Origin of the sequence: Halorientalis sp. (assembly GCF_028275115.1) — an archaeon.
In the GTDB taxonomy this organism is placed as follows: domain Archaea; phylum Halobacteriota; class Halobacteria; order Halobacteriales; family Haloarculaceae; genus Halorientalis.
The window spans coordinates 1-22,480 of sequence record NZ_JAQCNH010000056.1 but is presented as its reverse complement, the minus strand read 5'-3'; the positions used below and the strand labels follow the sequence as shown (position 1 = coordinate 22,480).

Here is a 22,480-nt window from a genome sequence, read left to right as displayed (position 1 = left end):
TCCGGACGTGAGTCGAGACGCTGAACACTCTCGATCAGGGGCCCGACAGCGTCGGCTCCCTGAACGGGTGCGCCACAGAGACGGACGTCTGTTCGCGGTGAGCGTTCGTTGATCGCCGTCCACGTGTCCTCTCGTGCGGACCCCGACGGCGATGTCACGAGTCCGACACAGCCCGGCTGTTGTGGAATCGGCTGCTTTCGCTCGTCGTCGAACACATCGTCTCTGGTGAGCTCCGCCCGGAGCGCTTCGAGCTCCTGCTGTCGTTCACTCTCTCCGAGCGGCCAGTACTCGGAGACGAGTAGCTGGCACGCACCCTGCTCGGCATAAAAGTCGACAGCCGCCCCGACGACCCCTTTGTCGCCCGGTTCGATGTCGTGAGCGAGCGCTGACCGTGTTCCGTCCCAGATCAGACAGGAGATGACGCAGTCGGTATCGAGGTCGCGTAACTCGAAAAACGAACCGAACCCGTACTGATCGACCTCGGCGACTTCGCCGACCACGTAGTCCGGAAATCTGTCGTCCCCATCGGAGAGGACGTTCTCGATCGCTCGATTGAGTTCCGCCACAGTCCAAGCCCCGTCCGGAGGGCCGTGTCGACCGGAACTCCCAGCGCGGTCGGCGCCATCCATACACAGTACCGTACATCCTGGAATCGTGATAAGTACATAGATTCGTACCGGTCTTAAGTCGCCGTGGACGGCTGTACGAGACGTTGCAGACTGCCGCGCTCCGAAGCGTCAGACGGGCACGAACACCGTGCGGGACTGTCTGTGGTACCCGGTGTACAGGCATATACAAGTGGATGTAGCCCGTATTCATCGTACATGGATTCCCTTCATGTGAACGATGTCGCGGACGACATCCCGGACGACGAAGACTCGATCGAGGCGATTCGAGCCGAGAGTGTCAGTCTCGAAGTGATGCAGTTCGAAGCGGGCGACGAGGACCCGATGCACGCCCACAGAGAGGACGAGATTTACGTCGTCGATTCCGGCGCTGGGAAGATAAACGTCGATGGCGACACCACGGAGGTCTCCGAGGGCGACGTTATCCACCTCGAACCGGGAACCGACCATCAGTTCCTCGACTTCGAGGACGAACTCGTCATGACGGTCCTGTACGCCCCCGCGAAAGGGTCGAACGAGTAAGCTGGGCCGTCGACGTCTCACCCCCCGAACATACTACTTTTTACTCGTCATCACACTGAGCACTCTGGTTGGCAGACACGACGAACGCCCGTGTTCAGGTCAGGTACCCGACCAGCGGGAGCGACCGCCGGGGCGTAATGACCTCGTCGACCTGTGTTAGGACGACGAGGACGCCGACCGCCGCGAGACTCGCCGCGAAGGCGAAAGGAAGGACGACCCCCCACCTGACAAGTATACCGGACAGCAGCGGTCCGACGGCGACACCGAGGCCGAACGCCATCGTTAGAACCGACAGCGTCGACCCGGACTCCCCATCGCGAGCGATGTCACCTGCCAGCGCCAGCGCGGGAGCGAAGACCATCGCTCCGGCGACCCCTTGGAGGAATCGCGCGACGAACATGAACCACGACCTCGAGAGTATACTGGAGAGCAGCGTGCCGTCGAGGATGAGCCCCTGTGCGAGCGTGGTCGGCACCAGTAGCACCGTCCCGACGACGATGAACAGTTTCCGGCCGTAGAAGTCGGTCGCTCGCCCGATCGGCACCTGCAGCAGTATCTGAGCGAGAATGAACGCGGCGAACTGGAGGCCGAACATCTCCGGTCCTTGTCCGAGTTCGGCGTTGACGACCTCCCCGAGCGTGGCGAACACCGCGATGCCGACAGCCATGAAGAACGAAACGACGCCGAGCGCGAACACGGGGTCGAGCAACCGGTCGCCGGTCCGGTCGAACACCGCGATGCCCTTCGGGTCCGACTGTGTGGCTCCGTCGGTGTCGACGTCCGGGTCGCGGATGAGAAACAACACGAGGACGAACGACAGCGTGGCGGTCGAGGCGGCCAAGTAGAAGGCGGCCTCGAACCCCGTCATCGAGACCGTCCCCGCCACCAGTGGGAGCGAAAGCGAGTACGGACCGGCAGCGATGACGCCGCCACCGGCGATTGGACCGACGCCGAACCCGACCAGCCGGAACGTATTGTACGTCCCCATGTTGCCGCCGCGGTTCCCCTCTGCGGCGAGGTCGTTGACCAGCGCCACCGTCGTCGGGATAATGAACGCGCCGGCGACGCCCTGGAGGATGCGAAGGCCTACCAGGTGCCAGTAGGTCGATGCCAGCGAGTAGGCGAAACTCGCTGCCGCGATGAGGACCAGTCCGAACAGGACGAACACCCTGCGCCGCCCGGTCCGGTCGGAGAGCCGCCCGGTAAACGGCTGGAGGGGACTGTTGACGAAGCCGAAAATCGAAAGCACGACGCCCGTCACGAACACGTCGGTCAGCCCGAGACTGGCGCCGGTGACGAAGTCGCTGGCGATGAACAACGGGAGCACGACGATGAGAAAGGAGTTGCCGACCGACTCGGACATGCGAGCCAGCGCGAGAGCCAGTACCTGTGGGTCGACGTCGAGTCGGTCTCTCAACATGCCGGAATACAGTGTAAAGGGCTCATCTGAGTGCGTTATCGTCGAAACAGCACCGCATACATTTGTACGCCTGTCTGACTAAATACGGTTGTGATACCAGGCAGAATCGAACGCTGCGATCACTCCCGGCAGGCGGTGTCGACTCCCGCGACACCGCTCGCGTCAGCACACCGAGCGTGCCGACGACCAGTTCGACCCCACCCACACGAAGAGCGTGATTCGGCACAGTCTGGCTGTCCTCTCCGCCCCTGTCGAGGTCGCCGAGTACGTCACCCGGTTCGTGGCGCTGACCCGCCGCGGTGTTTCACTAAGTATCAATTCCCGATAGTTTCAGTATCGCTTTAGTTTTGCTGAATCGGGTGACCTGGCCGGCGGCACGGTCGATGCTGCTTCGGAGCTGAGTTCGCTGACGGCGAGGGTGGTTATCAGGGCTACTGCAGAGAGAGGAGAGCCAGAGCAGGCCACACGGACACGCGGGGACAGAGTCGAACAAACCAAGCGTCGCGGGGGCGAACTGGAGAGTGAAACATGACTGTCGATTTCGATGGAAGTCTGGAGGCTGTCGCAGAGGAATCGCCGCTGGTCAACGCTGTCACGAACACCGTCACCGTCAACGACGTTGCACAGGTCATCCTGCACTGGGGTGGACTGCCAGTGATGTCCGACGACGAGCGTGAGGTCGGGGATATGGTCGCCGCATCGGAAGCGTGTCTGCTCAACATGGGAACCGTGAGCGAAGTCGGCGAGGCGACGATGGTGACTGCCGGTCAGGCGGCGAACGAGGCCGACGTTCCGGTCGTCGTTGACCCCGTCGGCGTCGGTTCGACACCGACCCGAAACCGCGTCGCCGACCGACTGGCGTCCGAGTTCGACGTGGCCGCGATCAACGGGAACTACGGCGAGATAACGAAACTCGCCGGGGACGACGCGGCGGTCCGCGGTGTCGAATCCGTCGGTGAGTACAGCGATATCTCGACGACGGCGGTCGCCTGCGCCCAGGAGTACGATACGGTCGTCGTTGCCTCCGGTGACGTCGATATCGTCGCAACGGCCGATGCGGCATACGAGGTCACCGCTGGCCATCCTCAGATGGGGACCGTCGTCGGAACCGGCTGCATGCTCGGTGGTTCTATCGCGACCTTCGCTGGTGCCATCGAGGACACCGAACGGGCCGCACTGGCGGGAACAGTCGCGTTTGGACTCGCCGGTGAAGCCGCAGCAGCAGGCGAGTTCGGTGACGTTCACGGCCCTGGCAGCTACAACGTCGCGTTCAAAGACGCCGTTGCCGGACTCGGTGACACCGAGCACGACGCCGCCGAGAGCCGTATCGAACAGGTCCTCGACGCCGGGGCGTGACGAGGCCCGGTGTGCTCCACAGTGAACAGCAGAGCCCGAAAACAACCGTCTGGCCGCCACGAAAACGGTGTACAGGTTCTCGTCACCGGCGTTAACCGTGGAACTGACGCGGGGCGGCACAGACGTTCGCGCCCGAACACTGGGTCGCCGTTGGCTACACGGAGAGCGAGGCCGCTGCCAGTGCGGTTGCCGACGAGAGCCACGGAGAGGGAGGCACCGCCGTTGCTGTCCAGGCTGGCGCGAGTGACTCGACAGAAGTCGAGGCCACGGTCGAAACAACGGACGAGAGCCTGTCCGGAGTCGGTCGCGTTCCGCGGTTAAGGGGAGCGTCGACACGCATCTCTCGGAGTACGTCCGTGAACCCGAATTGGTCGCACGCACCATCGGGCACCTGCTCGACGACGGTTGTCTGTGGGGCGAAATCCTCGAGGTGAACGGTGGGGCGCAGTTACAGTGACAGTCACGGGCTCAGACATCCCCGTCTGGTCGATGTCCCCGCCGCGGCCAGTGCGACCTCGGACTGCCAGTCGCTGCTGCCGCACCTCTGTGGTGGCGTCTCGGTTCCGAGCAGATAGAGCGAACGTGTTCGACAGGAGATGACGGTCACGGGGTCACCGGCGTTCTCTCGAGCTAGTGCAGTCCGCTCAGGCCGTGTCCGTGTCCTGCGTCCCTTCCAGCGGCTCGACACGAAACACGTAATCCGGGTAGCTCGCGTCGAGATTCGTGGGACTCTCCTCATTCGCGTGCGCCTGGCAGAGAACGGCCTCTGCCTCGACGGCACCGTGCCCGGTTTCCTCCTGATATCGCTCGAGGACGACGAACGTCGCCCGCTCGGTGCAGCTGCGACGGTGGCACTCGGGACGGGAGTCCGTGACTCCATCCTCAGGTCGATCCTCGTCGTCTGCTCGGTCCTTTCGTTCGCTCTCCGTGTCACCCATCCCTATTTTATAGCGTCGGCGACGGCATAATCCTGGGGGTGTGCGAAAGCTTCGTGCCGAGCACCGGTCTGTCTCTCGTACGGCCCGCAACGAAATCTGCGGGAACTCTCTGCGGTCGGTCCGCAGGTCCATCGAACACGCCTTTCAGCCGGTCCTCCGAGTAGAGAACCCCTCTTTGGAGACGGCTGCAACGAAGCCGGCGGCGAGCCGACTGGACTCACATGCGGGCGTCCCCAGGCTCGACAGTTCGGTCAGTCCCAGAGTGAGGTGACCGCCGTCTTCCGGTTCAGGACGCCAACCACTGGAGCAGCGCCATACAGACGCCCAGACCGAAAAAAAGGGCCAAAAACGACGGGAGGGAGAGGTAGTCGGTGACACCCAGCAACTCTCCGAGTCCGAGTCCGAGGACCCCAGTCAACAGCAGGCCGGCGACCTGGCTAATTCGTCGCTCGAGCGTCTCACTCATGCCTGCCTGTGTGTGTAATCGCCTCAAAATGGCACCGATATCGGACGACGTGTAACGATACGAGGGCATCTGACACAGAACCTGTCCCGGTGAGACTCTCCGGTGCATCGCATCACGGTCCCGGGTTCGAGCGCTCTGCCGACCAGTTCGTGCCGTCTCGATAGCTCAGCTGAAAGTAATTGAACGGACTGCATTGTTTCAGCGCCTGCATCCGTGGAGAAGATTGATTGCGCCAGTGAACTACGATAGAACGTGTCGAAAGACGAACTCAGCGCTGAACAGAGGAAGCAGGCAAAACAGTACGTTTTCTGGACCGCCGTCGCAGTTCTCGGTGGATTTGTTATCTTTTATGTTATCTGAGCAGCGATTGCGGACGACAGCGTCTGGCGGTACCGTCGGCAATTTCGGTAGTCTTTCGTTTGCCGGCTAGTACGAATTCGAGTGTTCAAACGCTTGACTCCCTCTCCACGACGATCAGCGTGCAACCAGTTACCGCGTGCGCTGTACCGGCGTTCTCCGGTTATCTGCCCCGACCGGAGTAGTGTGCGAGATACGCGCAGTCTGTTTGACACTCGCCGCCACGACGCACCACAGACGCGGGAGTCGAGCGACTGCCGATAGAGACACCCTTTCTCTCCACACGTCGGGCTGTTACTGGTCGGCTGGCAGTTCCTCTCACTTCGGGGGACAGCGCTCCGATACGCTGCGAGCAGTCTCGTTGCTCGAACCATCACGACCGGAAAGCGGCGGCCGTCATCCGCTCTCGCCCCGAATGCTGAGGTCACCGCTCGTCGTACTGACTGTGACCTGATGTGTTCCGTTTCCGGCCGTTTCACCGGTCTCCGAATCAGACCGCATCGAGACTGGTTCGACCCCACTGACATCGACCGCTCCGTTGGTCGTTTCGAAGCTGACTGACGGCTCTGCCGTCGTCGGCAGGCTGATTGAGACGTCGCCATTGGTGGAGTTAGCCTCGATATCGGAAGCCGCTGCCAGTGAGATACTGACGTCACCGTTCGTCGTGTCGGCACTGATACGCTCGGCGTCTGTGGTCTCGATGTCGATAGCACCGTTCATCGTCTTTGCGCTGATCTGCAACCCCTCTGGAACGGTGAGCGTGAGGTCCATCCGCAACCGGGGTGAGTCGAGCGCGAGGAAACCACTGTCCTCGGTGCTGACGGTGAGCGACAGGCGCTCTCCGGCCTGCTCGTCTCGCAACGTGACGAGATCGAGTCCGTCCTCGTCCGTTGCCTGCTTTTTGCCTTCGACGTGAACTGTCTCGCGCTGTTCGTCGCGAATCGCAACGTCGCCGTTGATCGCTCGTGCGTCGAGTTTCGAGACCCCGGTGCTATCGTACTCGCGTGTCACGGTCTTTTCGGCCGTGAGCGGTCCGGACGTGCACCCCGCCAGACCGACAGTTCCGGCGGTGGCACACGCTCCGAGCAGGTTGCGTCTCGACATCGTTCGGTTCGTACGCTCATCGCCACTCATGTGGCATCGGTGGCGCGGGGCGATACTAAACCGACTACTCGGGTTTCAGGTCTGGAAACACCGAGCGCGAATCTCGAATCAGTTTGCCCGACGTAACGTTTCGGAATCGACTGCCCGTCCCGTCGTCGACACTCTCGCCGCCGGTGACGACGTGGCACGTCTCGGGGCGCAGATACCCGACCGTATCAGTGACGGCACGAAGTTCCAGTAGTGGGCATCCCGGGTGCCCCAAGAGCAAACGGCGTACGAAACGGCGTCCATCGGGGTCGTCCTCGAGAAAGTGGAACAACAGTGTAGGAGTCAACAGCGTCCGAGGTGTGGCTGTCCGCTCGAAGAGAATCGTGACGGCCAACGGTTCGAGTGCCCCGACTGTTCGTACTCGATGAATGCGGATTACAACGTAGCGAACAACGCCGCTCGGAGGGCAGCGTTGCGACTTCAGCGGGGACAGAACTCTCTCGCTGGAGACTCGTTCTGTTAGCACGGCCTGAACTCGGGAGCGATGGCCGTGAACGCTACTGAACTGGCCTCCGACACCTCTTGACCCAAGACCGAGCGCATACGTCCAGCGAGGGAACGTTCGGCAGTACGTTTCAACCTACGAAACGGCGGCCGGACGGTTTCGTACATCAGTAACGAAACCCGACCTCGGTGAGTTCGTCGTGTGCCTTCCATCGGGTGTTTTATACCAAAACGCGGCACGGCACGGTTCACTCGACGCGGTCGGGAAGGTCTCTGCGACGGATGGGCTAAAGGAAACAACACGCCTTCGACTCGTTGTTACGTATACCGACGGGGGGACGACTTACAGGCGTCGCGTGGACCTCCCGACCGCGTCGAGTGACGATGAGACAGCGTACGAACGGGCACGAGCGGCGTTTGCAGAGCGCGGATTCGGAGCTGTTCTCTCTTGTTCGGCGCGGTTCCTGAAACCTATCACCGTTCGAGGCGCTAACCAGACCGGCTCCCGTTCAGCCACGGGCGTCGGTCAGGGGAAGGTCGACAACGACGGCAGCGCCACGCTCGCTGTCGCGACGGGACAGTTCGCCGCCCAACTTCTGAACGGCCCATTTGGTCCCCCACAGGCCGAGACTCGTCAGATGGTTGTGGACCTCCTCCTGACCGGCTTCGATTACCTGCCACTCGGCGTCGGGAATGCCCGGCCCGTTGTCGATGACGGTAATCCGGACGCCCGACTCTCGTTTCGTGCCCCGGACTTCGACGTGCGGTGACTGACTGTCGTTGTGTTTGACGGCGTTGTCGACGAGATTCTGCAGCGCGAATCTGGCGAGTTCGCGGTTCAACGAGAGTTCGATGTCCGGAACGTCGACCGTCACGGAGACGTCCCGACGGGTCCGTGTGACGGGGTCGACGAACGTCTCGACGAGGTGCCGGAGATTCACGACCGATTGATCGGTCGAGGAGTTTCGTGTCAGCCGCTCGATCTTGCGGGCGTCGGCGCTCAGTCGTGCAATCTCGTCCGTCACGTTCAACACCTGTTCGATGGACCGGTCGGCCCCCGTCGCTTCGCCGTCCTCGAGCGCGACCTCGGCATGCGACCTGATAACGTCGAGCTGATTCCGGATGTTGTGTCTGAAGATGCGATTGAGAACCTGTACCCGCTGGCGGAGCATCCGCTGCTGTGTCACGTCAATCAGTGTGATAGTCTGTCCGAGGGTCCTGTCAGTCCGTTCTGAGACCGTCGAGATACGGGGGTCGAAACGCTTGAAGCCCTGCTCCGTCCAGCACCCGACGGTCGACGAGTTCCGGAGGGTAGCAACGCCGGTTTCGACGACGGTGTCGAGTTCCCGACCGTCGAGGTCGGCTCCAAAGAGGCGTTCGGCCTGCGTGTTGGACAGGATGATTTCGCCGTCCCTGTCGACGACGAGGACGGCCTCGTCGAGGTCCCTGATCACCGTGCGCTCGCCGAGCGTGGTCGTCCCCGGACGAGTCCCGAGTACATCGTACCGGACGATAGCGACCGGCAACACCGCAGCTGCCACGAGGTGGTGTAACGCGGCCAGCAGGCCGCGTGTCAGAACGTCGGACAGACTCACGACCTGAATGCCGACCACCAGAATCGCAGCGACGAAGACGACGGCGACGCCACTGGCGAACCGGACGTTACCGTGCCGGTACGCCTCTGTGAGGATCAGACCACTCGAGACGAACGTCAGCGCGACGAGGCCGAGCAGGAGCGTCGACGCCGTCAGTAGCACCGACGAGTACACCTCCTGCGAGGGCTGGAGAACGCCGGCCGCAACTACCAGATACACTATCATGAGCACAGTGACCAGCGACCCCATCGCGAGGACGCGCCGGCGTGTCAGAAGGGCTCCGCGGCCGGCATACCGGAAGGCGAACACGTTCCAGGGAACGAACAGCAGGAGGAAGGTTACGAGCGGCACGACGCCGAGTACGCCCGCGCTGAGTGAGTCAGTCGCAATCAGTAGTCCCGCGGCCCCGACACCGATCGCCGTTGCCACCGCGAGGAACGGCCGCAGAAGGTCGGCATAATAGCGGTCGGAGGCGGTCCCGAGCGCGTAGAGCAACCAGAGTGCCGTGCCACCGGCGATTGCTGTGGCCAGTCCCGATACGGCAGTGGTCCCGGATATCGTCATCCCAGACGCCGCGCTCATAATCGGACCATCGTAGTTCGGCCACATGTGTCTGTTAGCTCTCGAACGCTTCGGTGACGTTCTCGATCATCGTCTCGACGGCCGGTTGGGGCTCGGCCGCTCCGGTGATGACTGACTCGATAGCGTGCTCGTACTCGTCGGCGATCGTCGGATAGATCGGAACGGCAGGTCGGGGCACGCCGTGCTGGAGGAACTCCCGGAACTGTTGTTGATACGGGGTGTCCGGGTCGTACAACTCGCGGTCGTCGTACAGCGACTCACGCGTCGGGAGTAGCGCCGCCGACTCGCAGTACCGCCCCATCGACGCCGGTTCGACGAACTTCGCGACGAACTCCTTGAGCGCGGCCGCACCGCCGGTGTCGCCCGCACGGAACGTCCCCTCCGCGAACCCGCCGACGCCAGTAGCGAACTGGTCGGGCTTTTTCATTGGAATCTCTGCGACGCGCCAGCGCCGCCAGCGGTCGCCGTCGACCTTATTTTTGAAACTGCGCTCGATCTGGTCGTTGTTACCGAGGAACATCGCGACCTGGTCGGTCCGGCCGAGACGAGCGAGTTCCTCGACACCGGAGACGGTGACCACGTCCCGTGGCGTGACACCGTCGCTGATGAGTTCCTGGAGAAAGGAGAGCGTGTCGACCAGTGCACGCCGGTTTCTGTCCCTGTGCAACACCGGCACACCGTCGTCGGAAACGAGGGCGCCCCCCTGCCCCCAGAAGTATGGCAGGTTGTCGAACGCGCTGCATTGGAACAGAAACGGCGTGATGTCCTCGCCCTCGGCGATGTCTCGTCCCACCGCCAGCACGTCCGCCCAGGTTCGTGGGGGGGACCCGTCGCCGTACCGGTCGAGCAAATCTTGCCGGTAGTAGAGACAGCCACACCCCGCGTACTTCCAGGCCGCGAGCAGGTCGCCGTCCCGAGTTGCCGCTTCCCGGACGAACGGGAAGAAGTCTTCGAGGTCCACGACGTAGTCGTTTAGCGGTTGCAGTTGCTCGTAGAACTCCGGGGCCCAGAAGGAGTCGATGGTCGACCCGTCGGGAAGCGTTCCCCGTGACGTCCGCGTCAGGAGGGATTCGCGCCACTCGTCGGATGACTGATACTCGAGCGCGATTCGGTAGTCCGGATTGGCGCGTGCCCACTCCTCGTGCTGTGCGCGGATTGCCGGCGTGGCAGCGGGTTGTGCGCTCTGTTGTTTGAGCGTCCGATAGAACGGCCCGGTGAGCGGGGACAGTTCCGGCTGATTGTTGCCGGACTGTGTCGGCATGTAGAACCGACTCGTCCAGTAGGACAGTTCGGTTTGTCCTTTTCCGACTCTGTCGTAGGTTACTAACGGGTCGGACTCATCGAACTGCCGCACCTCTACGGAGAGTCCGAACATCTCGGTGCATCCAGAGAGGAGGCTAGCAACCCCCCCAACCCCAGTGGCGAGGGCCTCCCGCCGAGACACTGGTGAGTCGGCCGCCCGTTGAGATGTCACCGTTAAACTCCAATTCGTGTGGCGGTATTAGAGAGTTGTGCCGCGAAAGTTCACCAGCGTCGGTCGTCTCGACGGGATAGGGACGACCGCCCGCCGACAGGCGGATATCGGCACCGGCCAGGACGCGAAGCGCATTCCCGTCGAGTGTGTCGCCGACCCCGCCGATGGGGGTGAGCCAGACCGGCCCGAGAGAGACCTGTGAGCCCGGCGCCTCAGTCGCTCTCAGACGGTCCGACGCGTTTTGCATGCCGCAGACGACGGTCCACGACGGATTGAACTGTTTTCAGTGGCGAAAAGTTGGCGGCCCGGAACGTGTCTTCGCTCGACAGACTTCGCGAGCCCGGCGGCCTTGAGCCGCGGTCGGAACCGACGGGTACAGCAATCGTGACCACATAGGTCGAGTATGACCGAACGTTCGGAACAGTTCCGTGTTTACCGCGTCACGGCGTCAGTGCCACACATCAACCTCCAGACGGTCGATTCGTCGATGCTGTACACGGTGTACCAGTCCGGGTACGGTGAACTGCAGGAACAGGTCGACGAACTAGCGACGGGGGACCTGGTGACGGCGACAGTGGAGGGTGACCCTGCTGCCGAGGACGAACCGTGGCGGATACGACATCTGGAACGGGTCGGCGGGGTCGAGATGGAGTTCGCCATCGACACACAACCACCGGACATCGCGCGAGAGGCGTGGACCGCAGGCGAGACAGAGCCGACGTCGACCGTTCTCTCCGAGGACGGCACCGCCGTCGGCGCCTGCGTCGTCCAGCCTCGCGAACCGCTGCCGAACGAGGCGTTCGTCCCGAGCATCCTGACGGGGTTGTTGCCGCTGGAGCGGCAGTTCGATTCGGTGTCGGGCGTCGGGGACCCAGCGGCAGAGGCGCTTTTTATCGACCCCGCCCCCACGGACGCCAGGTCGTTCTCGACGCCGTACGGCGTCGCACTCCTGTTCACAGAGCGTGGCCGTTCGCTCGCCGACCGATTCCGGGAACAGTACGACTGTCCGCGGGGAATGGACACGAGACCCGACTTCGACCCCTACGGACTGTGAGTGGAACCCCGCACTCCCGCAACTGGGCCCACTCTGTCCACGACCGATACCGACCACGAGCGGTCCCAGTAGCAAACCATCGACAGTTCACGCGGCGAAAGTATGAATCTATATTAACGCTCCGCCGGTAGATTAGTACATGGGAGTCGTCAGCATCTCGATGCCGGACGAACTGGAGGAACGAATCGACGAGTTCGGTGACGATCACGGGTACACCGGCCGCAGTGAGATCGTCCGTGAAGCCGTTCGGAACCTCCTCAACGAGTTCGAGGACAAACGCCTCGAAGACCGGGAGCTAATGGCCATCGTCACTGTCCTGTTCGACTACGAGACGACGAGCGTCGAAGAGAAGATGATGCATCTGCGTCACGACCACGAGGAACTCGTCGTGTCGAACTTCCACAGCCACGTCGGCAACCACTACTGCATGGAGCTGTTCGTCCTCGAAGGCCAGCTCGAAGACATCTCTACCTTCGTGGGGAAAATCAGGGCGACCAAGGATACCATCTCCGTGGATTACAGCGTTCATCCGGTCGACGACATCGGTCTTATCTCCTGACGGCGTTCGCCGGTCGCTGCTCCTCTCCGCCAATTTAGCAGATTGGGCGAGAAGCCCCCACCCTCAAGGAGTCGTTCGAGAGAGAGGCTCTCTCGTAATCACGAAAATCGAAGATTTCTGGTGTGCGAACGAATCGCGCAGCGATTCGTTAACGTCTGTGGAGACTACGCTCTCCGTGGACACTGCGGTTGTGTCTGCAAAGCACGTGCTTGAAACAGGAAGCCCCTGTCTCAAGGAACCGCCGAAGGCGGCGAGTAGGCAGGGGTAGTTCACCCACACTGTGATCTACGACGACATTCCAGTACCTGTCGAGACCGAGCGCTTCTCGAGTGGTCCAAGCGTCGTGAAAGCGTTCGCCAGTGACGAAATCGACCTTGTTCTGTTCGGCATCACGCCCTCGATGGTTCTTGTTGATAAAAACCAGCGAGTGTGCTGACAGCGAACCCCGGTGAAGGGTTCGGGATGATGGGGACCGCCGCGTTCGCCGATCTGTGTGCCGAGCACGGTCGAGACACATTCGAGCGGTTCGAGTCCCACACGGCTGGACGGTTCGGTTCGGTGCCCCACCAGACGGGAGCCTCCCGGACGTCGTCCTGCGATACTGGATCGAACGGACCTCGAACCCGGGGAACTGGACAGTCGTCTCCGAGTCGAAGGTGCCACTGGCCAACGCGCCACAGACGATGCAACCGGACGATATCGATACGACGATTATTCAAGCGCCGTTCACAACTGTCATCGGCAACAACGCGGACTTTCGGGAGGTCGCGTGGTCCGGTGCGGTTCTCGATGGTCACCCGGTGACCGTGCTGTTCGCCCAGCAGCGGGTCGTCGACGATACGGACGTGGCCGAGGGACTCGTCTCGGCACACGTCGACGCGACGAACTTCATCCGCGACGACCCGGAAGCGGCCGCCAGAGACGCCAGTGCAGTCATCGGGTCCGGTGTGAGTGAGGACCTCGCGGTGCGAGCGATGGACTCGACCGCATCGAACGTCTCTCGAACCCGCACGCGATCACCAGTCAGACAGAGACCATGGCACAGTACGTCGCCGATGTCGGGAACACGGACACTGTCGTCGAGAACGAGCGCCTGTTTCCATTTCAGCGCGTGCGACGCGAGCGCACGACGAGTCTCAAAACAGCGACCGACGGCGGTGACGAGACGAGCGCGCTCGGCCTGTTCGACGATCGCAGTCCGCTTTGGCCCGGCCGCGGTGCGGTCGGTCCCATCGCCTTTCTGGTCGTCTGGTGGGCCGGTGCCCAGGTGACGGCGCCCTCGTCTCTCCGTCCCGGGCCGATCGCCTCGGCAACTGCCACGTTTTTGCCGTCTCGCGTGTCTCCGCGTGCGATTGTCGGCAAACCGAGCCTGCGGATGCCGGCCACTGATGATGGAACGGCAGCCGTGGAGTCGCTCATATCCACTCCCCAGGGGTGGGTTCCCGCTCGCTCCCTGTCACTCGGCCTCTGTCGTCCCGTTCACGGTCCTCGACTCGGCGGTCGTGTCCTCGACCGTTAGTTGCGTGAATGTCAGCGCCGCCGGCAGGATAATGAACGAGGCCAGAAGCGAGAACCCGATGGCGAGGACGGTCGTCTTTCCGAAGTTCGACAACACCGGAAACCGTGAGACGAGCAGGACGCCGAACCCGAAGATGGTCGTGAAACTCGACCCGATGATTGGTCTGGATAGTTTCCCAACGGCGGTCGCAGCCGCCTGGCGTGGAGACCGTCCGTATTCGTGAACCTCCTGTTCGTACCGCTCGAAGATGTGTATCCCGTAATCAACGCCGATGCCGAGCGTCAGCGAGGACATCGTAATCGTGAGCGGGTTCCATGGAATCTCGAACAGGTACATTGCACCCGTCACCAGCAGCGCCGCGCTCCCGGCGACACTCGCGATCAGCGTCACTGAGATTCGCCAGGAGAGAAACGCGAGGGTCAGAAACACGAGCCCTAACGAGAACGAGAGGATAGTCATCGGCGTGAGCCCGGCGGTCACGTTCTCGATGACGTTCCGATTGAGCACGGGCTTACCGGTAATACGGACGTCGGCTGACGGCGGCAGTGTCGTTTCGGCGGTCTGCTGGTGCTGTTCGATGAGTGTGCGCACAGCAGGCCCTTCGACGTCGTCGGTGTAAACCGTTAGCACGACTCGGTTGGGGCGTGCCTCCGAACGGCCCAGCGTCGATGTCGGGTCGGCGTTGGCGGCCGACTGCGTCTCGACCCGGTCGAGTAGGCGCTGGAACTCCGCGCCCTCGTCGGGAACGGTGCCACCGTTGGCTGCGGCTATCTGTGTGACCGGGCTCTGGACCGCGTTGACCCGGTCGTTGGCGAGGAGAAGCCGTTGGTAGGTCGCGATATCGTCGAACACGACGGACGAGTAAGCGCGGTCGCTCTCTACGATGACGAACATCGCGTTGGGGCTGTCGACGGTGTCCGTGAGTCGCTCCATATCTCCTTTCGCGTCGAGATTCTGTGGCCAGAAGTCCATCATCTCCTGATTGGGTTCGACCTGCGGGTACGCGTATGCACCACCGGTGACGAGCAGGGCCGCGATGGCGAGGGTAAGGAGTGGACGCCCTCCCGAGACCAGGGTCGTAAACCGACGGACACCCGATTCGAGCGGGTCTCTGGCGTCGTCGTCGTCCGTTGGCGTCACGTAGCCGTCGCGGTCGGACCAGACGAGCAGCGCCGGGAGCAAAGTCACTGACAGCACCATCGCCGCGAGGACAGCGGTCGCGCTGACCACACCGAACTGGCGGACCGGCGGGACCGCCGACACTAGCAGCGAACCGAGCCCAACGACCGTCGTCCCCATGGCGATCAGCAGTGCCCGTCCCGTCGTCCTGGTCGCATCCCCTGCGGCGTCGACCGGGTCGTTGCCGGCGCGGCGTTGCTCGACGTATCGGGAGTGAATCTGGAGGGTATAATCGATTCCCAACCCGAGCGCGATGGGCATGACGCCGAGCATGATGGCGTTGAAGTCGTAGCCGAGCACTCCCATCGCACCCATCATATACAACAGTGCGGTGATGGCTGTCCCGAGCGGGAGAAGAACGTGCCAGCCACGTTCGACCTTCTGGCGCATCACGAGGTAGACAACGACGAAGATGAGGGCGAACGCGCCGGCAAACAGCGCGATCATCTCCGGAAGCATCAGGCCGAACGCCGCGTTTTCGAACACTGGCTGTCCCGTGATTGTCACCGACACGCCGGGCGGAAGCGCGGCCAGCTTCGTCTCATCCTGCAGTTCGTTGTAGACGATATCGGCACCCCGCTGTGGGAGGAAGCTGCCGCGCTCGAACGTCTGTACCTCGCCGTAGCCGGCCAGGAGAACCGTTGTTCCGCGCTCGGGCTGTAGCTGGTCGAGTTGCGCGGCCGCCATCGGACTCTCAGCCCTGACGCGGTCGATGGCGCGCCGAACGCCGGCTTCCGTCTCCGGAATCCGCCCCCCGTTGCCGCGGCGAACGATGTCTGCCAGGGACTCCACCTGTGCGACCGAGTCCACGTTCTTTGTGTATCGACGGTCGAGGCGGTCTATCGTTCGCACCGTCTCCGGCGCGTACAGACGGTCCGACTCGACGACGACGAACACGTTGTTTCCGGTGTCGAAGTCCTGCTTCAGTGTTTCCCAGTCGTGTGTTGTCTGGGACTCGTCGTCGATATACAGCGTCATGCCCATGCTCATCTGGACGCCCATCACCCCGACGCCGAGCGAGAGGACTGCCAGCAGCAGGACAGCGACGACCGTTCGCCGTCGATGTGTCGCAGCGTAGCGGCCGACGGATTCGAGCCGGTCTCGGATGCGACTCCCGAACTCCGTCGTCATCTCAGTTCACCCGTCCGAGCAGGCCGAAGTGGTTTATCAGTCCGGCAATCAGCCCGATCGGAACCAGCACCAGGAGTGCCGAAACGAGCACGGAACCGCCGACGATCGACCCGGGGAGGGGCCCGTCGCTCGGCTGAGCCACCTCGATCGGAGCCGGTTGGACGTCGGTGACGACCGTCTCGTCGAACGCGTTGTCGTACTTGATGCTCATGTCGAGAGTGTACGACTTCGGGGTCGCGGACCCGCCAGTGCTGACAGTGAACGACACCGTGGCCGTCTCGTTGGGCGCGAGTTCGCCCACGTAAGCAGTGTCGTCGTCGGTCTCGAACGGGGAGTTCGTGTTGACGCGAGCAACCGCGTCGTCGAGAGTCCCGCTACCGGTGTTTCTGATCGTGTACGTGATGAGTTCAGTCGAGCCGACCTGGGTCCGTGCGGTGTCGGTGACGGCGAAGTCCGTCTCGGGACCGACGGCAACGTCGACGGTGTTCTCCGTAGCGGTCACGGGATTGTCGTAGATGTCCTCGTGGACGACGGACACCGGGACCGAGTACGTTTCCGGGAGCGCCTGTCCGCCGACCTCGAGTCGGTACCGAACTGTCGTCGACTCTCCCGGACGGAGGGTACCGAGGGTTACGGAGTTCGAGACGGGCGCGAACGGCCCGACAGAGGACACGTTCGCCCGGGCGTTCGTGGCTGGACGGGCACCGGTATTGCGAACGGTCAGCTCGATCGCACCGGTCGACCCAACGTGTAGGCTCTCCGCGCGAGCCGAGAGCTCGAACTCCGGCCCGGTCCTGACCGCCACCTGTCCGGATTCGACATTCGTCCGCGCTACCTGGCCGTTCTCGCCCTCGTAACGCATCCGGAACTCGGTCGCGTACTGGCCCGCAGCGTCGGTATTGGCTGTCGCCTGGAACGTGAGCGTCGTCTCCTCGCCCGGTGGGAGCGAGCCGACTGCCACACTGCTAGTGTGTGACTCGATCTGGTTCGACCCGACGATATTTAGTTCGGCGTTCCGAGCGGATTCGGTGCCGTCGTTCCGAACGGTCACGGAAACACGGCCGTCTGCGCCTTCGTAGAGGCCCATACTCTCCGTGTCGACGACCGAGAGCTGTGCCGTGGTTTCAACCTCGACGGTGACGTATCGTGTCACCGTCACCGTCTCTCGGTGGACGTCGTAATCGTCAACGGCGGTGTTGATCCGATCCGACGGATCGTTGACCCACGCATCGATGTTCTCGACATAACTGTACGAGACGTCGACCGGGACCCGGTAGGTGCCCGCTGCGGCATCCTCGTCGACCTCGAGCGTGAGGCTCGTCGAGTGCATCTCCCCGGGACTGAGGCTTCCGATGTTGCGCTGACCGGTTTTGATCTCGACGGGCGCGTCACCGGAGCGAAACTCGACTGCGGCCCCGCTCGCGGCCCCCAGGGTCAACCCCTGCGTGCGGACAACGGCCTGAATGTCCTCGACATCGCCGGTCATCTCGACGGTCCCGTTGGGCTCGTTTTGAACCGTAATCGGGAGCGTCGTCGTTTCCCCCGGCACGACGCTGTTGTCCGACCCTATCGTCGTCGACACGACCGGTTCGGAGAGGTCGTCGTACACGTACCCGGCGAGTGCCGGCGCGGCCAGCAGAGTGAGCCCAATCAACAACGAAACAACAGTGATGGTCGCGACTCGCGTGTTCGTCGATAACTCCGATTCCATCTATCTTGTAGTATTGTGGCACAGCTACTTAGATGCTAGGGTTCGGTTCTCGTGTGGTCGGTTACAACCGGAGCAGAACGGACCACAGTCGGACGGTGTGCGAAATTCGATTTCGGTCGACGTGATGCTCAGTATAGTATTGCAAACTATTCACACTCAAAGCCATAGCAGTGTCCGTTCGCTCACGGCTGTCAACTACCCCACCCTACTGCGCTCGGGCGGATGAACCGCCACTCGCTTGTTGAGGGTGGGGCTTGTCGGTGGACACCCAGTCAGTCTCGGCAAACGTGCCGTCTGGGGTGAGTGTCCCCGACATTAAGGCCAGTTGACTTGTGGCCTGCCCGGACGAACGCTTGTGGCTCGCCGGGCTAGCTACTTCAGTCGATAGATACCGGAACCCGATGTTCTTCGCAGCGTTATAATCCGAATTGACCGTATAGCCACACTCGACACACTCGAAATGCTTCCCATCACGATTATCTTCATCCACACAGTCACAATCGGTGTGACTACACCGCTGACTGGTGTACGCCGGTTTCACCGTCTCTACGGTCACACCGTACCGCTCCAACTTGTACTCGGTGTACTTTCGGGCCTTCTTGAACAACCATTGTTGGAATTTCGGCAGATTCGAAATCCGCTTCCGAATCCGCGTCAAATCCTCAAACGCAACATGGGTCGCACGCACCCGTAACGCCTCGTTTTTAATCGAATTAGCAACGTAGTGGGCGTACTGGTCGTAATACCGCCACTCTACACCCCGTCGTTTTTGGAATCGGAGATGGGCACTCCGTGTCCCGGTCTGTTGTAGCTCACCACGCAACTGCTCTTGATCTTCACGGTAAGCGTTCAATGCATCGGCGTTGCCGTAGAATTGTCCAGTCGAAGTCACCGCAGTAGCAGCATCAACGTTGAGGTCCACGCCAAGAACACGAACAGTGTCCTCAATATGCGTGTCTGAACCCGTTTCTGTTTCGGGTGCATACACTGGGTCGCCTCCAAACTGCCGGTTCATCACGGCATGAAGCCAGAACCTCTCACCATCGAAGACGAGTTTCGATGTGCCGAACGACCACCGCCTATCCAGCACGTACTCAGCGTATGGAGTCCCATCTAGTTCCCGTGGCAGTTCGTATCGACAGGTCACACGTCCGTTAACCGTAGAGAACGACGCTTCGTACCGCTTGTACGTGGCGGCCCGCTTGTCGTAGGTCATCGTATACCCCGGCAGGTCACGGTCGTAGAAGTCCGGTTTCGAGATACGGTCGCCGTTTTCCCAACTCGTTTTGCATGAGGAGATAGCTGAGGTCGCGTCTTTGATGGCCTTCTGAACCAAGTTGGCGTTCAGTTTCTCCTCGGTTTCATCCCGAAGACGGTCGTACAGGGCGTCTTCAGCGGATTGTTTGCTGGTTTTAAGCTCATCTGGTTTTTTTGGGGTTGTCGGGCCAACAGTGGTCAACGGTTTCCTGTTGGCAGTAGGCATACGGCAGAATTGTCTGGTGGAAGGCAGACTTTGATTCCTCTGGAACGGTGAGAGGAATCGCAACAGTTCGGTTAGCTTCTACCATACATTTTATGTCAGTTGTATGGATTGTAAAGCCTGCGGTCGAGGTGTCAGGTCAGGTTATGAACGTGGTTTTGTTGGCAGTGGTGTCGGCTTCCTCCCCGACCTACTCGCTCCCGTTCGGTCGCTCCTTGAGGACGGGGCCTCCGCCTCGAAATGGGTGTGTCGAGTGTGTGAGGCAGGGAAGCGGTTGTGGGTGCGGGAACAGAGTCGTCCGAGTTGTGGGTTCGAGGTGAACAGGAACGCGAATGCGTCGTGCAACGCGTTTTCCGGTGGTCGTCGGGAGTTAGCGAGACGGACCGAACTGACGCCCGTGGAGACTGTCACCGCTTGGAAACTGACGGCAGTCGGTCCTCGTCGGTTTACGCAGAATCAAGGAGAAGGTCATATCGTTCAGGATGGGGCGGATGTCAATTCGGACCCTGCCAGCGGGCGACCTCGCCGATAGCGTCGCCGACAGTCGCGTAGACGATGACCTCGTCACCGTCGGGGTCGACGGCTGTCTCGAGCGTCGTGCCGGCACCGAGCGGTTCGTCGTTCGTCAGCGAACCGGCGCGGTCGGTGAACAACCCGGGTGCCTCCTGTGGCTGTGCGACGAGCGTCTCAGCGTCCGTATCTGCGACGACGTCGACGGTGAGCGAGCCGAAATTGCCAGCATTCGGTGGCTGGTAACTGAACGACAGCGCGTCGTCCGGCACCGCTTCACTGGCCGCTGATTCAGACAGTTCGTCCGCGGGGATAGATTGCGTCGTGAGTTCGCCGACCGCGCCGTCGTCGGCGACGACGAAGACGGTCACCGAGTCTCCCGCTGACTCAACCGGTACGATGACGCTACTGCCGGCGCTGACAGACCCCTCCTGAGGCCTGATCTCGGTGGAGTTGCCCGAATCAGTCTCCAGCCGAATCGCTGCCGCGTCGGTTGCGTCGGTGACTGCCACGGAGAGTTCCCCGAACTGCTGGTCACGCGGCGGTTCGTACCGGAACGCCAGCGTCTCCGGAGACAGTAGTTCGGCGGCCGCCGCCTGTGAGAGTTCGTCGCCCCCGGACCCGTCGCTACTCCGCAGCCCCAGACTCTCAGCATCGTAGGTACCGCTCGCGGTGAGACGGTCTTCAGTTGTATCGATCGACGCCGAGTCGTCGACGGCTGCCGTCCCGAAGGTTGTCGTGACTGTCTCCCGTCTGTTCTCGCCGAGGTCGTCGGCGGTGAGTGCAAACTGCGACTCGATGGTGGCGCCGTCGCCCGCGAAGCTAAGTGACGCAACGACCGCCTCCTCGGAGCGTGGCTCGAACTGCGGGTCGGTCTCGAACGTCTCACTGGGGTCGAACGTCTCGTCCGATAGTGACCCGACCTCGCCGACTACGAGGTCACCAGCACCTGCCTGTTCGAGCAGTCGGGCGACAGTCTCGTTCGTTTCGTAGAACCGGGACTGATCGCCGTCTCCGGCAGCCGCCACTCGCTCTAGCCGGTCGGCGTCTGTACTGACCACGACTGTCTCCTCGGCGACTGCTACCACCGGTGGCTCGGTGACCGCATCCGGGACCGAGGCCGGCTCGTACCGGTCGTAGCCGTGCGTCGTATCGGTCCGTTCGTAGACGATACCGTAGGTCGCATCCGCCGAGTCGGTCAGTGCTTCGTCCAGTTCGTCGGTCGCGAAGGTTCCCTCGGCGACGACTGTCTGGTTAACCACGGTAATCTCGCTCACTGACGAGTCCGAGGGTGTTCCGTGGGAAATCGCCCGAGTGAGTCCGGCAAACGAGAGCCGAATCTGACCCAGCCCGGTCACTGTCTGGCTCATGACAAACGGATACGCAATCAGCGGATCGTCGGGTAGTTCCTCAGCTGACGCGTCGGACCCGCCGCTGGTCGGGGCAGCGTCGAGATTAGCGTAAGCGAACAACATCCCGTCCGCAGCTGTTGTCAGCCACTCGCCGTACGGGAGCGTACTCGCCGCGTCGAACGATTCCGTCGTGGAGTCGTCGGGATCGTCGTCGGAGTCATCACTACCGGAGCAACCGGCCAGCGCTGCCGTTGCAGCACCAATGCCGAGCAAAAACCGGCGTCGATTTTGACTCGTCTGCGTCTCATCGTCGTCGTCGACCGAATGCGGGGACATACGAGTAAACACCTCTGTGCGAATGGCCAAGCGCCCATACGTAACAAACCCCCAACGAGCGTTTCACAATTAGCAACACCCCGTCTCGCTGCGAGCAACCGCTGGTGGCCGGCCTCGACGGCCGCGCTGCGGTCTTGCTAGTGTCCTGATTACTGCCCCGACCCTAACAAAGGTTATATAAATCCCGCCCGAAAAAATAGATGAATAACGCGGTGAACGATTTTCGTTCCTTCGCAGTCGCCCCGTCAGCACACACCAACGGACAGTATATGCCAACCCAACAATTACTACGCCACGGGTGCGACGAAGTATGAGTACGCACGACCCCGACTTCGAGGGGCTCCGGGAGCAGATTAGGTCGGAGTTACCGCCTGCCCTCTCGGTCACCCGCGTCGCCTATGAGGGGCCACAGCTAGTACTCTACACGGATACACCCAGAAAGTTCGCCGAAGCAGACGGTGTCGTCCCCGAACTGGCGAGTTCACTCAGAAAACGGATCACCGTCAGGCCGTCGCCAGGAAGTCGGACGCCGCCAGCGGACGCTGAGGGTCAACTCCGCGATATGCTCTCCGACGAGGCCGGCGTGAGCGACCTCGAGTTCTACCCCGAGACTGGTGAAGTCCTCATCGAGGCCGAAAAGCCCGGATTGGTCATCGGTCAGCGCGCGAGCAGACTCGCCGAGATCACCCAGGAGATCGGGTGGACGCCGGAAGTCCT

18 protein-coding genes and 1 pseudogene are annotated in these 22,480 nt (G+C 62.0%); 8 read left to right on the top strand and 11 right to left on the bottom strand.

Features of this window, described 5'->3' with window-relative positions; genetic code table 11:
* Positions 1 to 629 (bottom strand): exodeoxyribonuclease VII large subunit (locus tag Q0964_RS09015; protein WP_299266228.1); only part of this gene is annotated, 629 nt, incomplete at its 3' end.
* A gap of 195 nt (positions 630 to 824) precedes the next feature.
* Between Q0964_RS09015 and Q0964_RS09010 the strand changes: the two genes are divergently transcribed.
* Positions 825 to 1,148: a cupin domain-containing protein gene (locus Q0964_RS09010; RefSeq protein ID WP_299266225.1), complete on the top strand. Its 324-nt coding sequence runs from the start codon at positions 825 to 827 to the stop codon at positions 1,146 to 1,148.
* 94 nt (positions 1,149 to 1,242) lie between these two features.
* Here the strand turns inward: Q0964_RS09010 and Q0964_RS09005 are convergent, their stop codons facing one another.
* The gene (locus tag Q0964_RS09005) at positions 1,243 to 2,568 is read right to left on the bottom strand and encodes an MFS transporter (RefSeq protein WP_299266223.1); all 1,326 of its coding nucleotides are present in this window, start codon (positions 2,566 to 2,568) and stop codon (positions 1,243 to 1,245) included.
* Between the two features lie 528 nt (positions 2,569 to 3,096).
* On the opposite strand from Q0964_RS09005, the gene thiM reads away from it, so the two are divergent.
* Positions 3,097 to 3,924, top strand: a complete 828-nt coding sequence (gene thiM, locus Q0964_RS09000; protein ID WP_299266220.1) for a hydroxyethylthiazole kinase — start codon at positions 3,097 to 3,099, stop codon at positions 3,922 to 3,924.
* Between the two features lie 644 nt (positions 3,925 to 4,568).
* On the opposite strand, the gene Q0964_RS08995 is transcribed toward thiM, so the two are convergent.
* From Q0964_RS08995 to Q0964_RS08985, 3 genes are all read right to left on the bottom strand, one after another.
* Positions 4,569 to 4,862 (bottom strand): hypothetical protein, encoded by a 294-nt coding sequence (locus tag Q0964_RS08995; RefSeq protein ID WP_299266217.1) that lies wholly within the window; start codon positions 4,860 to 4,862, stop codon positions 4,569 to 4,571.
* A gap of 286 nt (positions 4,863 to 5,148) precedes the next feature.
* Positions 5,149 to 5,328, bottom strand: a complete 180-nt coding sequence (locus Q0964_RS08990; protein ID WP_299266216.1) for a hypothetical protein — start codon at positions 5,326 to 5,328, stop codon at positions 5,149 to 5,151.
* A 753-nt stretch (positions 5,329 to 6,081) separates the two neighbouring features.
* Positions 6,082 to 6,819, bottom strand: a complete 738-nt coding sequence (locus tag Q0964_RS08985) for a DUF4097 family beta strand repeat-containing protein (RefSeq protein WP_299266214.1) — start codon at positions 6,817 to 6,819, stop codon at positions 6,082 to 6,084.
* Positions 6,820 to 7,042: 223 nt separating this feature from the next.
* Here Q0964_RS08985 and Q0964_RS18455 point away from each other — a divergent pair, with 223 nt between their 5' ends.
* Positions 7,043 to 7,300 (top strand): zinc ribbon domain-containing protein, encoded by a 258-nt coding sequence (locus Q0964_RS18455; protein WP_414652142.1) that lies wholly within the window; start codon positions 7,043 to 7,045, stop codon positions 7,298 to 7,300.
* A gap of 490 nt (positions 7,301 to 7,790) precedes the next feature.
* Here the strand turns inward: Q0964_RS18455 and Q0964_RS08980 are convergent, their stop codons facing one another.
* Both Q0964_RS08980 and Q0964_RS08975 read right to left on the bottom strand, forming a co-directional pair.
* Entirely contained in the window at positions 7,791 to 9,458 is a 1,668-nt protein-coding gene (locus Q0964_RS08980) for an ATP-binding protein (protein WP_299266211.1), read from the bottom strand.
* Positions 9,459 to 9,492: 34 nt separating this feature from the next.
* Positions 9,493 to 10,719, bottom strand: coding sequence for an extracellular solute-binding protein (locus Q0964_RS08975; RefSeq protein ID WP_299266208.1), 1,227 nt, complete (start codon positions 10,717 to 10,719; stop codon positions 9,493 to 9,495).
* Between the two features lie 250 nt (positions 10,720 to 10,969).
* Here Q0964_RS08975 and Q0964_RS08970 point away from each other — a divergent pair, with 250 nt between their 5' ends.
* From Q0964_RS08970 to Q0964_RS08955, 4 genes are all read left to right on the top strand, one after another.
* Positions 10,970 to 11,134 carry a hypothetical protein gene (locus Q0964_RS08970; protein ID WP_299266204.1) on the top strand — a complete coding sequence of 55 codons (165 nt, stop codon included), beginning with the start codon at positions 10,970 to 10,972 and terminating at the stop codon, positions 11,132 to 11,134.
* Positions 11,135 to 11,335: 201 nt separating this feature from the next.
* The gene (locus tag Q0964_RS08965; protein WP_299266202.1) at positions 11,336 to 11,986 is read left to right on the top strand and encodes a hypothetical protein; all 651 of its coding nucleotides are present in this window, start codon (positions 11,336 to 11,338) and stop codon (positions 11,984 to 11,986) included.
* A 139-nt stretch (positions 11,987 to 12,125) separates the two neighbouring features.
* Positions 12,126 to 12,545, top strand: coding sequence for a nickel-responsive transcriptional regulator NikR (gene nikR / locus Q0964_RS08960; RefSeq protein WP_299266199.1), 420 nt, complete (start codon positions 12,126 to 12,128; stop codon positions 12,543 to 12,545).
* A gap of 491 nt (positions 12,546 to 13,036) precedes the next feature.
* Positions 13,037 to 13,816 carry an ABC transporter substrate-binding protein gene (locus tag Q0964_RS08955; protein ID WP_299266196.1) on the top strand — a complete coding sequence of 260 codons (780 nt, stop codon included), beginning with the start codon at positions 13,037 to 13,039 and terminating at the stop codon, positions 13,814 to 13,816.
* A gap of 185 nt (positions 13,817 to 14,001) precedes the next feature.
* On the opposite strand, the gene Q0964_RS08950 is transcribed toward Q0964_RS08955, so the two are convergent.
* From Q0964_RS08950 to Q0964_RS08935, 4 genes are all read right to left on the bottom strand, one after another.
* Positions 14,002 to 16,374, bottom strand: a complete 2,373-nt coding sequence (locus tag Q0964_RS08950) for an efflux RND transporter permease subunit (RefSeq protein ID WP_299266194.1) — start codon at positions 16,372 to 16,374, stop codon at positions 14,002 to 14,004.
* A gap of 1 nt (position 16,375) precedes the next feature.
* Positions 16,376 to 18,085, bottom strand: a complete 1,710-nt coding sequence (locus Q0964_RS08945; protein ID WP_299266191.1) for a COG1361 S-layer family protein — start codon at positions 18,083 to 18,085, stop codon at positions 16,376 to 16,378.
* Between the two features lie 205 nt (positions 18,086 to 18,290).
* The gene (locus Q0964_RS08940; protein ID WP_299266189.1) at positions 18,291 to 19,568 is read right to left on the bottom strand and encodes an RNA-guided endonuclease InsQ/TnpB family protein; all 1,278 of its coding nucleotides are present in this window, start codon (positions 19,566 to 19,568) and stop codon (positions 18,291 to 18,293) included.
* A gap of 491 nt (positions 19,569 to 20,059) precedes the next feature.
* Positions 20,060 to 21,763, bottom strand: a complete 1,704-nt coding sequence (locus Q0964_RS08935) for a hypothetical protein (RefSeq protein ID WP_299266186.1) — start codon at positions 21,761 to 21,763, stop codon at positions 20,060 to 20,062.
* A gap of 310 nt (positions 21,764 to 22,073) precedes the next feature.
* Here Q0964_RS08935 and Q0964_RS08930 point away from each other — a divergent pair.
* Positions 22,074 to 22,480 (top strand): annotated as a pseudogene (locus tag Q0964_RS08930) (beta-CASP ribonuclease aCPSF1); the annotation flags it as partial.

Excerpts from the sequence above, each read along its gene's own strand:
- Q0964_RS08940 (WP_299266189.1), bottom strand. The coding sequence starts at position 19,568 with ATGCCTACTGCCAACAGGAAACCGTTGACCACTGTTGGCCCGACAACC.
- Q0964_RS08995 (WP_299266217.1), bottom strand. The coding sequence starts at position 4,862 with ATGGGTGACACGGAGAGCGAACGAAAGGACCGAGCAGACGACGAGGAT.
- Q0964_RS08975 (WP_299266208.1), bottom strand. The coding sequence starts at position 10,719 with ATGCCGACACAGTCCGGCAACAATCAGCCGGAACTGTCCCCGCTCACC.
- Q0964_RS09005 (WP_299266223.1), bottom strand. The coding sequence starts at position 2,568 with ATGTTGAGAGACCGACTCGACGTCGACCCACAGGTACTGGCTCTCGCG.
- thiM (WP_299266220.1), top strand. The coding sequence starts at position 3,097 with ATGACTGTCGATTTCGATGGAAGTCTGGAGGCTGTCGCAGAGGAATCG.
- Q0964_RS08935 (WP_299266186.1), bottom strand. The coding sequence starts at position 21,763 with ATGTCCCCGCATTCGGTCGACGACGACGATGAGACGCAGACGAGTCAA.
- Q0964_RS08985 (WP_299266214.1), bottom strand. The coding sequence starts at position 6,819 with ATGAGTGGCGATGAGCGTACGAACCGAACGATGTCGAGACGCAACCTG.
- Q0964_RS08950 (WP_299266194.1), bottom strand. The coding sequence starts at position 16,374 with ATGACGACGGAGTTCGGGAGTCGCATCCGAGACCGGCTCGAATCCGTC.
- Q0964_RS09010 (WP_299266225.1), top strand. The coding sequence starts at position 825 with ATGGATTCCCTTCATGTGAACGATGTCGCGGACGACATCCCGGACGAC.
- nikR (WP_299266199.1), top strand. The coding sequence starts at position 12,126 with ATGGGAGTCGTCAGCATCTCGATGCCGGACGAACTGGAGGAACGAATC.
- Q0964_RS08980 (WP_299266211.1), bottom strand. The coding sequence starts at position 9,458 with ATGAGCGCGGCGTCTGGGATGACGATATCCGGGACCACTGCCGTATCG.
- Q0964_RS08965 (WP_299266202.1), top strand. The coding sequence starts at position 11,336 with ATGACCGAACGTTCGGAACAGTTCCGTGTTTACCGCGTCACGGCGTCA.
- Q0964_RS08945 (WP_299266191.1), bottom strand. The coding sequence starts at position 18,085 with ATGGAATCGGAGTTATCGACGAACACGCGAGTCGCGACCATCACTGTT.
- Q0964_RS08990 (WP_299266216.1), bottom strand. The coding sequence starts at position 5,328 with ATGAGTGAGACGCTCGAGCGACGAATTAGCCAGGTCGCCGGCCTGCTG.